Below are 17,247 nucleotides of genomic sequence, written 5' to 3'. Positions count from 1 at the left end.
CTACCCGTCCACGTTCGGCTCGCCGTGCCGCACCGGTGTATCCGGCACGTCCCGCGCATCGGGCACATCCGGCACGTCCCGCGCATCCGGCGAGGTGGTCGTGGTGTCGGTCAACAGGGCGACGAGCTCGTCCTCGCCGGGAAGCGACTCGGGGCTGACGGTGAGACCTGACCGCACGTAATGGAAGGCGGCGCGCACCGATTCCGGCGGACAGCCGCGCAATGATGCCCAGGCCAGGCGGTACACCGCGAGCTGAACCGCGGCCTGCGCCATGGCTTCCGGCGTGGCCGGTGGTTCCCCGGTTTTCCAGTCCACCACGGTGGTGGTGCCGTCTTCCTGCGCGAAAACCGCGTCGATCCGGCCCCGCACAACGGTGGTCCGGGTCCGCCCGATGGCCATGTCGAACGGCACCTCGACCTCGATCGGGGTACGCGCGGCCCACGGGGACATGACGAAGGCGTCCTGCAGCTCGGACAGTTCGGCAGCACTGACGCGCCCACTGTCGCTGTCCACCGCACCGGGCAGATCGTCCAGATCGAACAACCGCTCGGAATGGAAGAACCGCTGCACCCACTCGTGGAACGCGGTGCCCAACAACGCGTGCGGGTCCGGACGCTGCGGCAGCCTGCGGTGCAGACGCTGCAACGCAGCCTGTCGATCACGACTGAGCTCCACCAGCGTGCTGACCGACAGCTGGCCGGGCAGCTCCATCGGGGCGGGCCGCGGCGCGCGATCACGTTCGGCCAGTAGGGCATCGACGTCGGCGGCCCAGCCTTCGCCATCGACCGTTTCGGCGGGCTCGTCGCCGGGGTCGAGCGTCAGCGCCTGCGCCACCAGGGCCGCGCCCCGATCGACATCAGCGGCTTTGGCCGGCGCCGCCGGCCAGAGGGCCTCGACGGCCGTGTCCCGCAATGGGTTTACCTCCCCAGCCGGAGGATCGGGCGCCCATTGCTCGATCACGCCACAGGGATGGCCCTGGGCAGCTGCGTCTTCGATGATCGTCTTGATCTCGCACAGGAACTCCGATGGGCCACGCGGCTTGCTCTCGGTGGCCCCCCAGTGATGTCCCGAGATCAGCAAGGTGTCCTCGGACCGGGTGATCGCGACATAGAGCAGTCGGCGTTCCTCGTCGACGCGGCGCTGCTCGAGGCTGCGCTTGTGATCAGAGATTTTGTCCGACAAGATTTTCCGGTCGTAGATATCGGAGGTGTCCAGCACGGGGACACCCAGCTCCGATTCGGTCGCACGGTCGCCGCGCAGCAGCGGCGGCAGATCCGACGGATCCGTGAGCCAGGTGCGTGCCGAAGCCGTCGACGGGAACACCCGGGCACTCAGATGCGGAACCGCCACCACCTGCCATTCCAGCCCCTTGGCGGCGTGCACCGTGAGAATCTGCACCCGGTCGTGGGAGACCGTCAATTCCGCAGGGGCCAGGCCATTTTCCACGTCGGTGGCCACGTCCAGGTAGGCCAGCAGGGCGAGCACCGAGCTTCCCGGCCGGCCCGCGAAATCGGCCACCAGATCGCAGAACGCGTCAAGGTTCTCGGTCCCCGTCCAGCCCGCGGTCACCGGGCGGGCCGCGCGCGCCTCGGCGTCGAGTCCGGCGACGCGCCGCACCTCGGCCACCAACTCCGGCAGCGGGTGGCTCAAGTGCGCACGCAGCATGGTCAGCTCGCGCCCGAGGGTCTGGATCCGCTGATAGCCGGTCGGTGAATAGTGTTCGGCGGCACCGGGATCGCAGATCGCGTCGGCCAGACATGCCGAATCGGCATCCGGGGCGGCCTGAGCCACGATCTCGGCGGGGCCGAGCTCCCCCACCGGCCGATCGTCGAGTTCCCTGGCTCTCCGCCACAACGCCGCGATGTCCCGTGCGCCGAACCGCCAGCGCGGCCCCGTCAGCACCCGCATCACCGCCGACCCCGCGGCGGGATCAGCCACCAACCGCAACATGGCGACCAGGTCGGCGACCTCGGGCACCGCCAACAATCCCGCCACCCCGACCACCTCGACCGGCACCCCGCGGGCGCTCAGCGCCTCGGCCATCGGCGCGGCGTCGGCGTTGCGCCGTACCAGTACCGCCGCGGTCGGCGTGGCCGTGTCCCGGGCCACCGCGCCGTGGTAGATCCGGGCCAGATGGTCTGCCACCCAATCACGTTCGGTCTCGACATCGGACAACAGTGCGCACCGGATGGTGCCGGGCTCGGCGTCAGGCCGCGGCCGTAGCTCATGCACCGTGACCGAGCGGCTCCGCGCCTCGGCCGACACTGCGTTGGCCAGATGCAGGGCACTGGGCGGATTGCGCCAACTGGTCCGCAATTCCAGCGTCGGGGCCGGGGTGCCGTCGACGAGCGGAAAGTCGGTGGTGAACCGGGGCAAGTTCGTCGCCGACGCGCCGCGCCACCCGTAGATCGACTGGATCGGATCACCCACCGCGGTCAATGCGAGACCTTCGTCGACGCCGGCGCCGAACAGCGAGGACAACGCCACCCGCTGCGCATGCCCGGTGTCCTGGTACTCGTCGAGCAGCACCACACGGAAGCGTTGCCGCAACTGCTCACCGACTTGGGGAAAATTGGAGGCCAGCCGTGCCGCCGCGGACATCTGCATGCCGAAATCCATCACCTTGTCGGCACGCATCCGCTGGTGCAGCGCGTCGATCAACGGCACCAGTTCGGTGCGCTCGGTCTGGGTGGCCAGCATTTTCAGCAGCCACTGGCTGGGTCCGCGCTCGCGCTGGTAGGGGCCGGCCGGCAGGGTGTGCACCAGCCGCTCCAGCTCCACATGGGTGTCGCGCAGCTGGACTGTGTCCACCAGATGCTCGGCGAGCGCACCGGCCAGACGCAGCACCATGTCGGTGACGGTGGCCGGCGTCTTCTCGATGGCCAGCTCCCCCGGATGGGCGCAGACCACCTCGAAAGCCAACTGCCACAGCTCTGTCTGGCTGAGCAGCCGGGTGTCCGGCTCCACCGGGAGCAGCAAGCCGTGCTCACGCAACAGGGTGCCTGCGAACGCGTGATAGGTGCTGACGGTGACCGACTCGGCCGATCCGTCCATCGGCCCCTGCACGGGCGCGAGGCCGGCGCCGGCCAGCCGTGCCAGCCTGGTCCGCACCCGGCGCAGTAGCTGACCCGCGGCCTTACGGGTGAAGGTCAGACCCAGCACCTGCGATGGCGTGGCATATCCGTTGGCCACCAACCAGACCACCCGGGCCGCCATCGTCTCGGTCTTGCCCGCGCCCGCACCGGCGATCACCACCACGGGACCGGGCGGTGCGGCGATCACCGCGGCCTGCTCCTCGGTCGGCGGGAAAAGCCCGAGGGCCGTGGACAAATCGGCCGGGCTGTACCGAACACCGGCCGGCACGACACCTGTCATGATCGGTCCCCGAGTGCCTGGGCCGGGCATGACGAACGCACCGGGCAGTTCGCGCAGCCGTCGTTGACTCGAGCCACGAAGTGCGGCGCGGCCGTGGCGGCCGCAGCGGCGCTGACGGTGCCCAGCCAGTCGGCACGGGTGTCCGGTGACATCGGATCCTGTTCGCGTTCGGTGGCGCCGGCGGCCCCGGCCTTGCCCAGGTATACCAGCCGGCCACCGCCGGGCTCGTCGCCGTGCGGCAACAAGCCCGCGGCCACCGCGAGCTGGTAGGTCGCCAGCTGGGCATGCTTCTGCGCATCGTCCTTGGTGACCGGACTCTTACCGGTCTTGAGGTCGACCACGACAAGCCGGTCCTCCCGATCCCGCTCGAGCCGGTCCAACCGGCCCCGCACCCGAACGGCCGGCCCGCCGGAACCTGGTTCGACGATCACACCGTCGACATCGATCTCGGTGGCGACCTCGGTCAGCTGCGCCCGGGAGTCCGCGCGCCACCGGGTGAAGGTCTCCAGCATCGCCCGGTGCCGCGTCAACTCGTTGTCCGAGTACCACTTCGCCTCGAAAGGCAGGTCTTCCCAGACCTTTTCCAGATCGTTGATCAACTGGCTCTCGCTCTTACCGGAGTCGGAGACCAACGCGTGCAACAACGACCCGACCGTCGAGCGCACGTCGCGTCCGTCACTGCCACCGTGCCGCTCCAGCAGCCAACGCAACGGGCAGTCGGTCAGCATCTGCAACGTCGAGGGCGACAAGACAACCTCGGGCGCCACGCCATCGACCTCCGCCCACAGCGGCTCCTCGGTGGACAACGGTGTCATCGTGTGCCATTGCGAAGGGTCGGCACCCGGCACTCCCGCGGCGGCCAGCCTGGCCAATTGGTTTGCGGCACAGGCGCGTGACTCATCATCGACGGCGCCCTCCGGCGCGCACACGACGGCCCGGAGCCGACCGACCACCGCCGACGGCAGCAGCACCCGCGGGGCGGCCAGTGGGGGCAACGGCACGGATTCCCCTGCCACTTCAGCCAGCTCGGCACAGAACGGCGACGGCAGCAGCGATTCATCACCGTCGCTGTCCACCGCGGTCACCAGCAGCCGCGTCCTTGCCCGTCCCATGGCCGCCATCAACAGCCGCCGCTCCTCGGCAAGCAGCGGCGCTCGGGTCGAGACCGCCCGATCGTCCGGAGCGGCGACCCCGTCGAGCACATCCACCAGGTTCTGCGTACCCAGGATGCCGCCGCGTGGAACGATGTTGGGCCACAACCCTTCCTGCACACCGGCGATCACGACGAAATCCCACTCCCGCCCGAGTGCGGCGTGCGCGCTGAGCACCGCCACCGCGTCGGTCTGCGACGGCGAATCGGATGCCGACAGCGACGTTCCCAATGTCGCCACATGGTCGACCAGCCCGCGCAGCGACGCCCCCGCGGTACGGCCCACATACTGATCGGCCACATCGAACAAACCCGTCACCGCGTCCAGATCCCGGTCGGCCTGCGCCCCGATGGTGCCGCCCCGCTCGCTGGCGGCCAGCCAGCGCGGCTGCAACCGGCAGGCGTTCCAGGCCTGCCACAGCGTGTAGCGCGGATCGCCACCGTCACGCTGGCTGCGGCGGGCCGCGGCCAGCACCGACCGGAGCCGGCGCAGCGGCTTGACGTGTTCGGGCGACAATCCGGCCGGCTCCGCGGCGATCGCGGCGACCAGGAGGTCGGTGAAATCCCGTGGTGGCGTGGAGCCGTCGGCGCGGCGCAGTGCCCGGCGCAACTGCCGCAAGGTCACCGGGTCGACGCGGCCGATCGGACCGGTGAGCAGGCTGATCGCGCTGTCCCCGTCCAGCTGCCCGGACGCGGTCACCTCAAGCACCGTCAGCAGCGCCGCAACCGCGGGCTGCTGAGCCAGCCCCAGATCGGGGCCCGTGGCCTGCACGGGGACACCCGCACTACTCAGGGCCCGCGCCAGTGCCGCCCCCACCCGGGGTACCGAGCGGACCACGACGGCCATTTCGGACCACGGCACGCCGTCGACCAGATGGGCGCGGCGCAGGGCGTCGGCGATGAACGCGTTCTCGGCGTGCGGTGTGGCCGCCAGCCGCATGGTCACCTCTCCCTGCCCACGCTCCGGATTGCCCTCCAGCACACGGCAGGCCCCGACGCCGGGCAGCCGGCGCGCGATACCCGAGATCGCGGCGGCGACCGTGGGAGCACAGCGGTGCGACCGGGTGAGGGTGATGGCCGGGGTGTCGTCACCACCACGATCACGCAGCAATACCGGCTCCGCGCCGCGGTAACCGAACACCGCCTGGTCGGGATCGCCCGCGATGACGGTCAAACCTGGCCGGGCAGCCAGCACCCGGACCAAGAGGGCAGCCTGCGGGTCGAGGTGTTGCGCGTCGTCGACCAGCAACAGGCTGATCCGCGCGCGTTCGGCCGCCAGTAGATCGGCGTCGGTCCCGAGGGCTTCCAGGGCCGCCCCGACGAGTTCGGCGGCGCCCAGCGCCGGCACCGTGGCCTGCGGCGCGGCCATGCCGACCGCCGATCGCAACAGCATGATCTGCTCGTAGGCCTGCGCAAACCTGCCTGCCGCCAACCATTCCGGACGCCCGGCCGAGCGGCCGAGCCGTTGCAGGGCACGTGGGTCCACACCGCGCTCGGTGCAGCGGGCCAGCAGATCCCGCAACTCGGTGGCGAAGCCTGCGGTGCTCAGCGCCGGCCACAGCTGCTCGGGCCAACCCACGGGCGAATTGGCACCGTCCTCCAGGTCGCCTGCCAACAGTTCACGAATGATGCCGTCCTGTTCGGCGGTGGTGATCAGACGCGGCGGCGGATCACCGTTGCGCTGGGCGGCCAGCCGCAACAGTGCAAACGCATAGGAGTGCACCGTCCGAACCATCGGTTCACGTACCACGCCGTGGGTGCCCGCGCCCAGCAGTCGCGCGGTGATGGCGGCCCTGGCCTCCGAGCGCAACCGGGCCGAACCGGTCAGCAACAGCACCGATTCGGGATCGGCGCCCGCCGCGATGTGATCGACCGCCGTGCTGATCAGCAGTGAGCTCTTTCCGGTGCCCGGGCCGCCCAGCACCCGCACCACGCCGTCGCACCCCGGTGCCAGCCGCTCGGTGCCTTCCAGGGTGGGCTGGGCGTGTTGTGCGGTCATGGAATGCATGACACCAGAGGGGACCGACAAGTAGCGGAGCGGATTGGAGCGAATGGCCCGACAAGTTTGGCTCTGGCAGCATCTATGGAATGTCAGCCGAGAAGTTGCACGTCCACCACTACGGGCCCGACCAGCCGCCCCAGCTGTTGCTCATCCATGGGTTGACCGGGCACGGCCAACGCTGGAAGACCCTGGCCGAGCAGCACCTGCCCGAGACTGCGGTACTGGCCCCCGATCTGCTCGGCCATGGCCGCTCGTCGTGGGCTGCCCCGTGGACGCTGGATGCCAACGTCGAGGCCCTGGCCTCCCTGCTGGACGGTCCGACGTTGGTGGTCGGGCATTCCTTCGGTGGTGCGGTGGCGCTCAATCTTGCTGCCGCACATCCGGATCTGGTCAGCGGGTTGGTGTTGCTGGACCCCGCGGTGGAGCTCGACGGCGAATGGATGCGTGAGATCGCCGATGCCATGTTGGCCTCACCGGACTATCCCGACCGGGCCGAGGCACGCGCCGAGAAGGCCAACGGGTCGTGGGGCGAGGTGGCTGCGGCCGAGTTGGACCGTGACCTCGACGAACACCTCGTCGAACTGCCCGGCGGCCGCTACGGGTGGCGGATCAGCATTCCGGCCATGATGTCCTACTGGAGCGAGCTGGCCCGCCCGGTTGCCTTGCCGCGCAAGGGCACTCCCACGGTCCTGGTCCGCGCGACCCGCACCAGCCCGCCGTACGCGCGTGAGGGGCTCATCACCGCGCTCAGCGGGCATCTCGGTCCGGATTTCACCCTGCTGGATTGGGATTGCGACCACATGGTCCCCCAGGCCAAACCCGCCGAGACCGCGAAACTGATCCTCGAACAACTGGGCTGACATGCCGGCCGTGACCGAGGAGCAGGTGGAGCTGGTGCGGACACTGGTGGCTGCGATCCCATCGGGAAAGGTGTCGACGTATGGCGACATCGCCGACGCCGCAGAGCTTTCCAGCCCCCGGATCGTCGGCTGGATCATGCGGACCGATTCCTCGGACCTGCCCTGGCACCGGGTGATCCCGGCGTCCGGACGCCCGGCCCCGCATCTGGCCACCCGACAGCTGGAACGGTTGCGCGCCGAGGGCGTGCTCGCCACCGACGGGCGGGTGTCACTGCGCGAGTACCGGCACAGTTTCTAGCTAGGAGACCTCGCCGCCAAGCGCGCTCAAGCAGAAGCGTCACAGCCGTTCATTGACGAGTTCCAGCTCGCCTTCGGGGTGGGGAGCGAAGGCGTAGGTATGGAAGACCGAGCGCGCAAGTTCGGCCAGAAACCACGGATCCCATTCCGGATCGGGGGGGTTCAGCAGGCCTCGCCGTCAGCTTCTCCAACCGAAACGGCAGAACAATTTCCAGTTTGTCGTTCAGCCGGCAGCTGCGCCGGCGACATCTGCGACGACGGGCGTGGCGATGCCGAGTCTCATTCCAGCGGCTCTTCGCCCGCGAGGATCGTGCGATGCATGAGCCGGCCGCTGTCGACGGCATACGGCAGTGCCCGGTGCATGGTGCCGGTGTTGTCCCAGATCAGCAGGTCGCCGGCCTGCCACTGGTGGCGATAGACGTACTGCGGCTGAGTTGCCCAATCACGCAGGCGCGCAAGCAAAGCGCGGCTTTCCTCAATCGGGAGACCGATGACGTAATCCGCCGTGGCGCCGAGCAGCAGTGACTTGCGGCCAGACTGGTGCGTCCACACCATCGGGCAGGTCTTCGTCGCGGACTTCTGCCAGAACGCGATCTCGTCGTAGCTCATCTCCGGGGTGACGTAGTACTGCGATCGCTCAGCACTGTGCACGACGCGAAGATCCGCGATGAGGTCCTTGTCGGCCTGCGGCAAGTCGTCGTAGGAGGCGTAGGTGTTGCAGAACTCGGTGTCCCCACCGGTAGCGGAGAGCTTGACCGCACGAAGCAGGGTCGCGAGGTTCGGGTAGGGCTGCAACGAACCGTCGAAGTGCCAGAACAACGAGCCCTTCAGATATTTGGCGCGTTCGTTCACCGTGTCGTCGAGGGAGATCTTGTAGATGCCCTCCTCCCCCTCGTTCTGCACGAGATTGCCGAGGGTTTTGGCGATGGAGACCTGCTCGTCGTCACCGATCTGCAAGCCGCGGAAGTAGACCACGCCACGCTGTTCTAGCGTCGCGCGGATGTTCGCAGCCTCTCGGCCGCTCAACAGGGCCTCGAGGTCGATTCTGATTTCACTACCGATCCGCGGAGCGACATCGACGACGTCCAGCTGTGCCGAAGTAAGTGCCATGGTTCAGCTCACTCTCGTGAGAATGGTTTTGGCCGAATGCTTTACGCGAGGTTGCCGCCACAACTCGACCGCAAGCGAAACGGTGATCAGCGAGTACAGCAGGTTTCGGAGATTGGCGACGTCATCTGGTAGCGGTTCGGCATAGTCGAACTTGTCGATGTAGGCGACCGCTTCCTCGGCGCGGGGAAACACCTGGTCGTAAAACGCCTGAATCTCGTCCATGGAACTGTTCACGCGCTTCAAATAGCGCTCGTGCCCGTCCTCGATGGCCCACTCACCGACCAGGTGCTCGAGTTGTGAAAACTCAGGCGGCAGAGACTCACTCATCGCGATGCCTTCGCATTCTCGCCCGTCTCAACGTAATCGGCCACCACCTTGTGCAGATGACGCAGCAGGATCTCTTCGTCATTCATCGTGAAGTGCGTCAGCGCCCCGCTGTTGAGCATCGCCTGCAATCCTTCAGATGGGCTGGCGTCTTCCAGGATGATGTCGTTGAGAAACGTCACCGTCAACTCCTGCCCCAGCCGCTCCTTGTGCGTGGTCGGCGGCTGGTAATACATCTCAGTTTCGAAGATGTGAGAGTGCGGCCCGGTGGGCCAATGGGTGTGGATCGTGTAGCCCGACGCTCCGAAGATGAGGATGAAGTTGGGGAAGAACTGAAACGAATCGAAGCCGTATTTCTCGGAGCGGGTGGGATTGAGCCCAGGCGGCATCGGTCCACGGTCGGTGCGCTTGTTCCACGGCCCGGCAGCGCTGGCCTCCATCACACATTCGATCGGCTTGGAGTACGGAGTTTTCTGCGACGGTTCGCCGGCGAAGGAGTACATCCGGTGTGGACCGCTGAGCCGGTAGGACAAGGCATCGGTAAACGGGTTCGGCTGGTCAAACGCATCCCTGGCTTCCGCCGTGACCGCCCCGAACGACGAGGCATGGAGATATGGGCCGTGGTAGCTCTCAGCGAAGCCATCGAGAAAGATCTTCCAGTTGCACTGCAACTCGGCATTGAATCGGTAGACCTGGTGCGGCCCGGCAAAGGGATAGCCCTCGATGCCATGGGCCAGGTCACCGAGGTAGTCGCGCACCGACTCGGTGTTGTCGGGGTTGAGATTGACGAAGATGAAGCCTTCCCAGACTTCGCATTGAATCGCAGGCACCCGGCAGCTGTCGGCATCAAAATCCAGGAGGAGATCCTTCCTCGTGGCTGAGTGCAGCGAGCCGTCGAGCTTGTAGCGCCAGCCATGGAAGCGGCAGTACAGCAGTGGCGCGCGGCCCTGTACCTCCTGGAAAGGGTCGTCCTCCCACAACATTTTGTTGCCGCGGTGTGGGCAGACGTTGTGCAGGGCCCGAACCACGCCGTCCTTGCCCCGCACGACGATGATCGAAGTATTGAGGAATTTCAGTTCGCGCGTGAAGTAGCTGCCCGACTTGGGTATTCGCTCGACCCGCCCCATGTAGAGCCAAGTCTTCTTGAAGACGTGCTCACGTTCCTTCTCGTAGAACTCCTCGGAAACACAATCTTCAAGGGAAACCGGACCACGACCCAGTTCCGGATACGCGTCTGTCCAATGCCCGCTTGCCGGCTTTGTGACCAGGGCTTCAGTACTCACGAAAGCGCTCCCATCAGGCCTAGAGGCCGAACGTAGCACTTGACAAATGTGCCTAGAAAGGGCCGACAGCGCAACAGGCTGTTGCATATCTGGAACACTCACGGCCGTGGAGCAGAGCCTTCCTTTTGACGTCGACGCACTGCTGATATTCGGCAAGGTGGTCGAATGCCGCAGTTTGTCGAAAGCGTCCGCGCTGCTCGGCATGCCCAAATCCACGGTCAGCCGCAAGCTCAGCAAGTTGGAGGCCGATCTCGGCATCAAACTGCTGCGCATGAACACCCATCAGCTCACGGTCACCGACCTCGGCAAGAAGATCTACGACCACGGGGCGAAGATCCTCACCGAGGCCAACAGCGTTCGCGCGTTGGTCGAAAGCAGTAGGCAAGAGCCACAGGGTGAGCTGCGGGTTGCCATGCCGGTCTTTGTCGGCACTGACTATGCGTCCCGGGTGGGGGCCTCGTTTCTACAGCGGTATCCCCACTCTCGACTCGACATTCAGCTGGTCGATGACATGGTCCATCCGATCAATGACGGCTTCGACGTGGTGTTCGGAATCGGGCCACTGCAGGACTCGACGCTGATCTCGCGAAAGGTTTTCAGTCTTGAACTCTTTCTGTGCGCATCACCGGGTTTCGTCCGACGGTTGGCTGAGCCGCTTACCAACCCGGCGCAACTGAACTCACTGCCGTTCATCGACTTCGGCTTTCGCGACGCCCAACGCAAGCTCACGGTCGTCAGGCACAAGCGGCGTCACGAGCTCGCGCCCGCGGTCCGCGCTCGGGCCAACAGCTTTCAGGTTTGCAAGCAGTACATCCTTCATGGGCTGGGAGTCGGCGCGATGCCCAACCAGATCATCTGCACCAACGAGCTGCGCGATGGCAGCATCGTGCCTGTCCTGCCGGGGTGGGACCTCGAGCCCCTGGACGTGCACATGGTCTATCCCTTTCAGCTGTCCTTTTCCACCCTCATCAGCGCGTTCTATGACGCCGCCTGCGAGATCATCGTCGAGAACACGGCGCGGGAGTGAGGACAGCTCCGGATCGACCTCGCCATGATGCACGTCGGTCGAGTTGACTGCGGCGGCGCCTGGCGCTCAGTTCGCCCCCTCGATCGGCACCGTATTCGGAAATTCAGCACCGCCGGGCAGCACGAACTCGCCGTCGATGTTGATATAGCCAGAGTGTTTGGCGGGCAACGGAAGAGCGGGATCAGGGGACGGCCGATCGGTCCCGTCGCCGCACAGACCACCGTTGGCCCATCGACACCTGAAAGGTCAAGATGGCGCCGCCGAGGACAGCCCAGATGAGGACAGCAGCTCGGTGAAGAAGCTGTGAATCTCGGCGCAGAGGCGCAGACGAAGGTCAAGCCCGATCAACTACACGCTCACTTGACCGCGAGCCCAGAAGCTACAGGATCAGCCGGATGAGCGAGGCGGTGCGCGCCAGGCCCGGAAAGGCCGCCGCGGTGGACCGCGGGTGCAGCGCGTGCACGGCCAGCCGGAACATCAACGCGCGCAACAACATCTGCGGCCATTCCGGTAGCGACGCCCAACGCTCGACCAGTCCGTCGTCGGCGTCACCCCAGGATAACGCGTCGACCACCACCACCCCGGCAGCCCACGGCGCCGGGCGCCAGTACGGGGTGATGTCGGTGATTCCCGGTGCCGCCGTCCCGGCGAAAAGCACTGTGCCGTAGAGGTCACCGTGCACAAGTTGGCTGGCGCTCCTGGTCGGTCTGCGCAAGCCGGCCAACTGATTGATCAGTTCTACGGAGCGTTGACCATCTGACGAACCGGGCGAAACCCTTGCGCCGGGCGGCAGGGAGTGCAGCGGGCGTTCCTCCCAAGCGGCCCGGTCCGCCGCGATGAACACGTCGATGTCAGCCCACGGTGCGACGGGCGGTTGTGTGAGGAAGCGGGGCCGCTCCAGCTTCGCGGTGGCCTCGTGCAATCGAACCGCCGCGGACACCACCTCGTCGTGACGGGGTTCAGGCGTGCCGGCGACGTAGGTGTCGGCACGCCATCCGGCCACCACGTAACGGCCGTCTGTCGAGCGGACCGGGCGGGCGAGCCGCACGCCGTCGATGAACAACGATTCCCGAACCTTGGCCGACCACGCCGCACGGGCGTGCTCGGGCACCATCGACATCACCACTTCGCCGCAGCGCCAGCCACCCTCCCAGCTCGAGCCGAGCGGTACCGGGCGCACCCCGGACAGGCCGAACGCCGCCAGCACATGTTCCGGCGGCCGTTCCACACTCACAGCCTCAGCCTAAGCTGTTGACCGGCAAACCAGCGCTCAGTACATCACCATGTCGGGCTCGAGTTGCTTGGCCCAGGCCACAATTCCGCCCTGCAGGTGCACCGCATCGGAGAATCCTGCCTTCTTGACGATGGCGAGCACCTCGGCCGACCGGATCCCGGTCTTGCAGTACAGCACCGGTGTTCGGTCCACCGGGAGCTTGGCCAACGCGTCACCGGACTCGAACGACGGCTTCGGAATGAGCTCGGCGCCCTCGATGTGATTGATATCCCACTCGACGGGCTCACGGACATCGATCAGCGCCAACGGTTTCCCGGAGTCGATGAGATCCTTCAGCTCCAGCGGGGTGATCGTCGAGCCGGCCGCAGCATCCGCGGCGGCTTCGGAAACGACACCGCAGAAGGCCTCGTAGTCGATCAGCTCGGTGATCTTCGGCGTGGCCGGATCCTTGCGGATTCGGATGGTCCGATACGACATCTCCAGCGCGTCGTACACCATGAGACGGCCCAGCAGCGGTTCACCGATGCCGGTGATCAGCTTGATCGCCTCGGTACCCATCACCGACGCGATCGACGCGCACAGGATGCCCAGCACGCCACCTTCGGCACACGAGGGCACCATCCCCGGTGGCGGCGGCTCGGGATAGAGATCGCGGTAGTTGAGGCCGAGACCGTCGGGGGCGTCCTCCCAGAACACCGACACCTGGCCTTCGAACCGGTAGATCGAGCCCCACACGTAGGGCTTGCCTACCAACACCGCAGCATCGTTGACCAGATACCGGGTGGCGAAGTTGTCGGTGCCGTCCAGGATCAGGTCGTACTGGCTGAACAGGTCCACCGCGTTGTCCGGCTCCAACCGGAATTCGTGCAGATTCACCGTCACCAGCGGGTTGATCTCGAGAACCGAATCCTTGGCGCTCTGCGCCTTGGACCGGCCGATGTCCGACTGACCGTGGATGATCTGCCGCTGCAGGTTGGACTCGTCGACCACGTCGAATTCGACGATGCCGATGGTGCCCACCCCCGCCGCCGCCAGGTACAGCAAGGTCGGCGAACCCAGCCCGCCGGCACCGATCACCAGCACCTTCGCGTTCTTCAATCGCTTCTGCCCGATCACACCGACATCCGGAATGATCAGGTGCCGGCTGTAGCGCGTCACCTCTTCACGCGTCAGTTCTGCGGCCGGCTCAACCAACGGCGGTAACGACACGTCCAAATTCGCGGACACCGTATGTCTCCTCAGTTTTCCTGGTCAGTTCATCGTCCCAGCTGCTCGTACCCACAACGGTAATCCGGTGCCGATGCTTCCCACTCTCGGGCCACCACGACCGCGCGCGCCAGGACCCGGGTATGCGCGCCTCGACGCGCAGCAAGGCACGCGTCGCCGCGCCCGAAGTCAGGCGATGGGGTACGGCCAGGGATTGAACTTGCAGGTCAACCCATCGGCCTTGACCGTTTCCGGGTCGAACTTGGCTGCATCGTCGTTCGAGGTGGAGAACGTCTGCTGCATCATGATCGGCGCCAACTGTCCGTTGGCCTCGCACCCCTCGTGCCGCTGATATCCGATGGCGTGACCAACCTCATGGTTGATCAGGTACTGCCGGTAGGAGCCGATGTCGCCCTGGAACGGCACAGCGCCGCGAACCCATCGGGCCTCATTGACGAACACCCGCGGCTGATGCCCGTCGAACGACGGGTTGTAGCAGGACGCCTCCAACTGGATGTCGTAACCGCAGCCCTCGCGCACCGTCATCGGCGACGTCAGCGACACCCGGAAATCGGGTTCGATGCCACTGCTCTCATCCACCCGCGTGAAGGCGAACAGCCCGTTGTGCGTCCAGCTCTTCGGATTGGCCAGCGTCTCGGAGACCATCCGGGCGAAACCATCGTCACCACCGAAGGCGGTGGTGTCCACGCCGTCCTCGATCTCGACGGTGTAGTGGAACGCTTTCGTCGTGCCTTCACCGATCTTGGGTGTGGTACCCGGCACGATCCGCCAGGTCCGGGCGCCGGCCTCGGTGAACTGGCCGCCCGCGGGCAGGATGCCGGTGGGCAGGTTCGCGTCGAACTGGGTCAGGCCTTTGGGCGGCGCACCGATGATCGACGTGCTCGCCACGTCGATGGTGGGCGGCCCCTGCACGGGACCTTCGTCTCCCTGCGCCGCGTGCGGCGCGCTGGTGCCGGTGACGGTCTGGTACATCACGACCACGGTCAGCACGATCAGCACCGGCAACGCATACGCGCGCCACCCATAGGTGGACACGAAGCGGCCGATCCATGTCTGCTTGCGCCACTGTTGGTGGTCGTCCCGATTCGATCTGGCTCGGCCCGAATCGGCCGCGATCGGATCTCGCTGTGCGCGAAGCGGCTCCCGCCACTCGTTGCGCAGCGCCGGGACACGGCCACCCCCGCGACGTCCCGGGTCGTAGGTCACGGGAACCAGAATGGCACAGAGTCCTGTGGATCGGTTCTCAGCGCAGCTAGGCCGTGACCACGCTGGTGTCATTTCGAAACCCATGACCGTTTCGGGACGACCGAGCGGAGGAAAGAGCGCGCCACGGTAGTAGTGTCGGTGCGATCAGCGGCTCGGATGATCATGTCCAAGTGCGCCAGAGCAATACAGATTGAGGACCTGATGAGCGATCTCGCCAACACCGCCGAGAGGAGAGGTGACAAGCCTGCGTCCGCTGGTCGACGCGGCAATCGCCTGCCTCGTGATGAGCGGCGGGGACAGCTGTTGGCGGCCGCCAGCGAGGTATTCGTCGAGCGCGGTTACCACGCAGCAGGCATGGATGAGATCGCCGAACGCGCAGGCGTGAGCAAGCCTGTTCTGTATCAACACTTTTCGTCAAAGCTCGAGCTCTACCTGGCAGTGTTGCAGCGCCACGTCGACAATCTGGTGTCGGGTGTGCGCCAAGCCCTGCGCACCACGACCGACAACCGCCAGCGCTTGCGTGCGGCGGTCGAGGCGTTCTTCGATTTCATCGAGCACGACAGCCAGGGTTACCGGCTGATCTTCGAGAACGACTATGTCAGCGAGCCGCAGGTGGCCGCGCAGGTGAAGGTCGCCACCGAAGCATGCACCGATGCGGTGTTCGATCTGATCAGCCGCGACTCCGGACTCGAGGCGCACCGCGCCAGGATGATCGCGGTCGGATTGGTGGCCATCAGCGTCGACTCGGCGCGGTACTGGCTGACCAATGACCGCCCGATCGACCGGAACACCGCCGTGGATGGCACGGTGCAGTTCGCCTGGGGCGGACTGTCACACGTGCCACTCACCCGGTCCTGATCTCAGGCGGATTCCGCTCCCACCCCGAAGCCGACCCGGCGCACATCGGCGGCGCCGATCTCGACGTAGGCGATCCGGCTGTTCTGCACCAGGAATCGCCGTCCCTTCTCATCGGTCAACGCCAGCACACCCGAATCCTTGGCGAGTGCGTCGATGACCTGCTGCTCCACCTCGGTGGGTGTCTGCGCACTGTTGAAGGTCAGCTCGCGCGGGCTGTCCGTGACACCGATTTTGACCTCCACGCTGGGCCCTTCTTTCTTTCTCACTTCGTTTCTCGACTTCCCTGAGCAGGCTAGTAGACAGCCGGACCTCACCGCCGCCGCCGGGTCGGGACCGGAGCTACGCCGTGCGCGAAACACGGATACCGAACCGAGTCCGGACCGTGACCGACACGCACCAGCCTCAACCTCATCTGTCACTTTTGCCTCGATAGCATCAGGATCGATATTGGACGAGACGACTGGGGCAGCCGCATGACCAGGCACTATTCGCCGTATGACACCACCCCGACCGAGCGCTTCGGGGACCGCTCGTATGAGCCGAGCGGGTACTCCGGTTACGGCACCGACGCCGGCGCCGAGGCGGATTACCCGGCCGATTACGACAACTACGACGCCGACTACGACGACGAGGTCACGTTCTACGAGGACCCCATCGACCGGCGCTGGATCTGGGTCGCCGGCGTGGCAGGCGCGATCCTGCTCGTCGCGGTGATCTGCACCGTGGTGATCCTGGGCGGCGGGGACAGCGGGTCGGTGTCGGCCACCCTGACCTCACCCTCGGCACAGCCGACGCAGACCACCCAGCCCGCGCAGGACGCCACCTCCAAGCCGGCTCCGCCGCGCGCGGCACCCACGGCGCCGCTGTCGCCCGAGACCGTCACCACGCTGACCCCGGCACCTAGTGCGACCGCGACACCCGCGCCCGTCGCGCCCCCTGCGGCGGCCCCGCCTGCAGGAATCGCGACCCCGAACGCGGTCACCTACCGGGTGACCGGCAACCGGCAACTCATCGACCTGGTGACCATCGTCTACACCGATGAGCAGGGTGCACTACAGACCGACATCAACGTGGCGCTGCCGTGGGCCAAGACCGTCGTGCTGAACCCGGGTGTGACGCTCAAGTCCGTGACGGCGACCAGCGTCGCCGGCCAGCTCAACTGCTCGATCACCGACGCCTCGGGCGCCGTGCTCGTCGCGCAGGCCAACAACACGATGATCACCACCTGCACGCAGTGACCCGTGAGGGTGGCAGCGACCCTGCCGCTAGAGCGAGGCGATGGCGAAGGCCGACT

The 17,247-nt window shown here is 66.4% G+C and carries 14 protein-coding genes; 5 read left to right on the top strand and 9 right to left on the bottom strand.

The window, feature by feature from the left end; genetic code table 11:
• Both QQ25_RS09970 and QQ25_RS09965 read right to left on the bottom strand, forming a co-directional pair.
• Nucleotides 1-3,375, bottom strand: coding sequence for an ATP-dependent helicase (locus tag QQ25_RS09970; protein ID WP_082017476.1), 3,375 nt, complete (start codon nt 3,373-3,375; stop codon nt 1-3).
• Nucleotides 3,372-6,524, bottom strand: coding sequence for an ATP-dependent helicase (locus QQ25_RS09965; protein ID WP_039378682.1), 3,153 nt, complete (start codon nt 6,522-6,524; stop codon nt 3,372-3,374). The genes QQ25_RS09970 and QQ25_RS09965 overlap by 4 nt, the downstream gene beginning before the upstream one ends.
• 89 nt (nt 6,525-6,613) lie before the next feature.
• Here QQ25_RS09965 and QQ25_RS09960 point away from each other — a divergent pair, with 89 nt between their 5' ends.
• Together QQ25_RS09960 and QQ25_RS09955 are read left to right on the top strand one after the other, a co-directional pair.
• Nucleotides 6,614-7,387 carry an alpha/beta hydrolase gene (locus QQ25_RS09960; protein WP_039378448.1) on the top strand — a complete coding sequence of 258 codons (774 nt, stop codon included), beginning with the start codon at nt 6,614-6,616 and terminating at the stop codon, nt 7,385-7,387.
• 1 nt (nt 7,388) lies between these two features.
• Nucleotides 7,389-7,685: an MGMT family protein gene (locus QQ25_RS09955; protein ID WP_039317691.1), complete on the top strand. Its 297-nt coding sequence runs from the start codon at nt 7,389-7,391 to the stop codon at nt 7,683-7,685.
• Between the two features lie 278 nt (nt 7,686-7,963).
• Here the strand turns inward: QQ25_RS09955 and QQ25_RS09950 are convergent, their stop codons facing one another.
• From QQ25_RS09950 to QQ25_RS09940, 3 genes are read right to left on the bottom strand one after another with little or no spacing between them, the layout of a single operon-like run.
• Nucleotides 7,964-8,794, bottom strand: coding sequence for a TauD/TfdA dioxygenase family protein (locus tag QQ25_RS09950; protein ID WP_039378445.1), 831 nt, complete (start codon nt 8,792-8,794; stop codon nt 7,964-7,966).
• A 3-nt stretch (nt 8,795-8,797) separates the two neighbouring features.
• Entirely contained in the window at nt 8,798-9,121 is a 324-nt protein-coding gene (locus QQ25_RS09945; protein WP_039378443.1) for a hypothetical protein, read from the bottom strand.
• The gene (locus QQ25_RS09940; RefSeq protein WP_039378442.1) at nt 9,118-10,401 is read right to left on the bottom strand and encodes an aromatic ring-hydroxylating oxygenase subunit alpha; all 1,284 of its coding nucleotides are present in this window, start codon (nt 10,399-10,401) and stop codon (nt 9,118-9,120) included. Before QQ25_RS09940 ends, QQ25_RS09945 begins: the two co-directional genes overlap by 4 nt.
• 106 nt (nt 10,402-10,507) lie before the next feature.
• Between QQ25_RS09940 and QQ25_RS09935 the strand changes: the two genes are divergently transcribed.
• Nucleotides 10,508-11,428, top strand: a complete 921-nt coding sequence (locus tag QQ25_RS09935; protein ID WP_039378441.1) for a LysR family transcriptional regulator — start codon at nt 10,508-10,510, stop codon at nt 11,426-11,428.
• A 379-nt stretch (nt 11,429-11,807) separates the two neighbouring features.
• Here QQ25_RS09935 and QQ25_RS09930 read toward each other — a convergent pair whose 3' ends face one another.
• The 3 genes from QQ25_RS09930 to QQ25_RS09920 all read right to left on the bottom strand — a co-directional run bounded on the left by QQ25_RS09930 (nt 11,808) and on the right by QQ25_RS09920 (nt 15,095).
• A complete protein-coding gene (locus tag QQ25_RS09930) occupies nt 11,808-12,662 on the bottom strand; it encodes a TIGR02569 family protein (protein WP_039317679.1) in 855 nt (284 codons plus the stop codon).
• 36 nt (nt 12,663-12,698) lie between these two features.
• The gene (moeZ, locus tag QQ25_RS09925; protein ID WP_101906315.1) at nt 12,699-13,877 is read right to left on the bottom strand and encodes an adenylyltransferase/sulfurtransferase MoeZ; all 1,179 of its coding nucleotides are present in this window, start codon (nt 13,875-13,877) and stop codon (nt 12,699-12,701) included.
• 180 nt (nt 13,878-14,057) lie between these two features.
• Nucleotides 14,058-15,095: a DUF3152 domain-containing protein gene (locus tag QQ25_RS09920; protein ID WP_039317674.1), complete on the bottom strand. Its 1,038-nt coding sequence runs from the start codon at nt 15,093-15,095 to the stop codon at nt 14,058-14,060.
• A gap of 201 nt (nt 15,096-15,296) precedes the next feature.
• Between QQ25_RS09920 and QQ25_RS09915 the strand changes: the two genes are divergently transcribed.
• Complete coding sequence (locus QQ25_RS09915) at nt 15,297-15,953, top strand: HTH-type transcriptional activator FasR (RefSeq protein WP_039318546.1); 657 nt, start codon at nt 15,297-15,299, stop codon at nt 15,951-15,953.
• 2 nt (nt 15,954-15,955) lie between these two features.
• Here QQ25_RS09915 and QQ25_RS09910 read toward each other — a convergent pair whose 3' ends face one another.
• The gene (locus QQ25_RS09910; RefSeq protein ID WP_039317670.1) at nt 15,956-16,195 is read right to left on the bottom strand and encodes a DUF3107 domain-containing protein; all 240 of its coding nucleotides are present in this window, start codon (nt 16,193-16,195) and stop codon (nt 15,956-15,958) included.
• Between the two features lie 231 nt (nt 16,196-16,426).
• Between QQ25_RS09910 and QQ25_RS09905 the strand changes: the two genes are divergently transcribed.
• Entirely contained in the window at nt 16,427-17,191 is a 765-nt protein-coding gene (locus tag QQ25_RS09905; RefSeq protein WP_039317669.1) for a hypothetical protein, read from the top strand.
• Nucleotides 17,192-17,247: the final 56 nt, after the last annotated feature.

Origin of the sequence: Mycolicibacterium setense (genome assembly GCF_000805385.1) — a bacterium.
GTDB lineage: Bacteria > Actinomycetota > Actinomycetes > Mycobacteriales > Mycobacteriaceae > Mycobacterium > Mycobacterium setense.
Note: the sequence above shows the minus strand (reverse complement) of the source record. Positions and strands in the feature narration are given on the sequence as shown.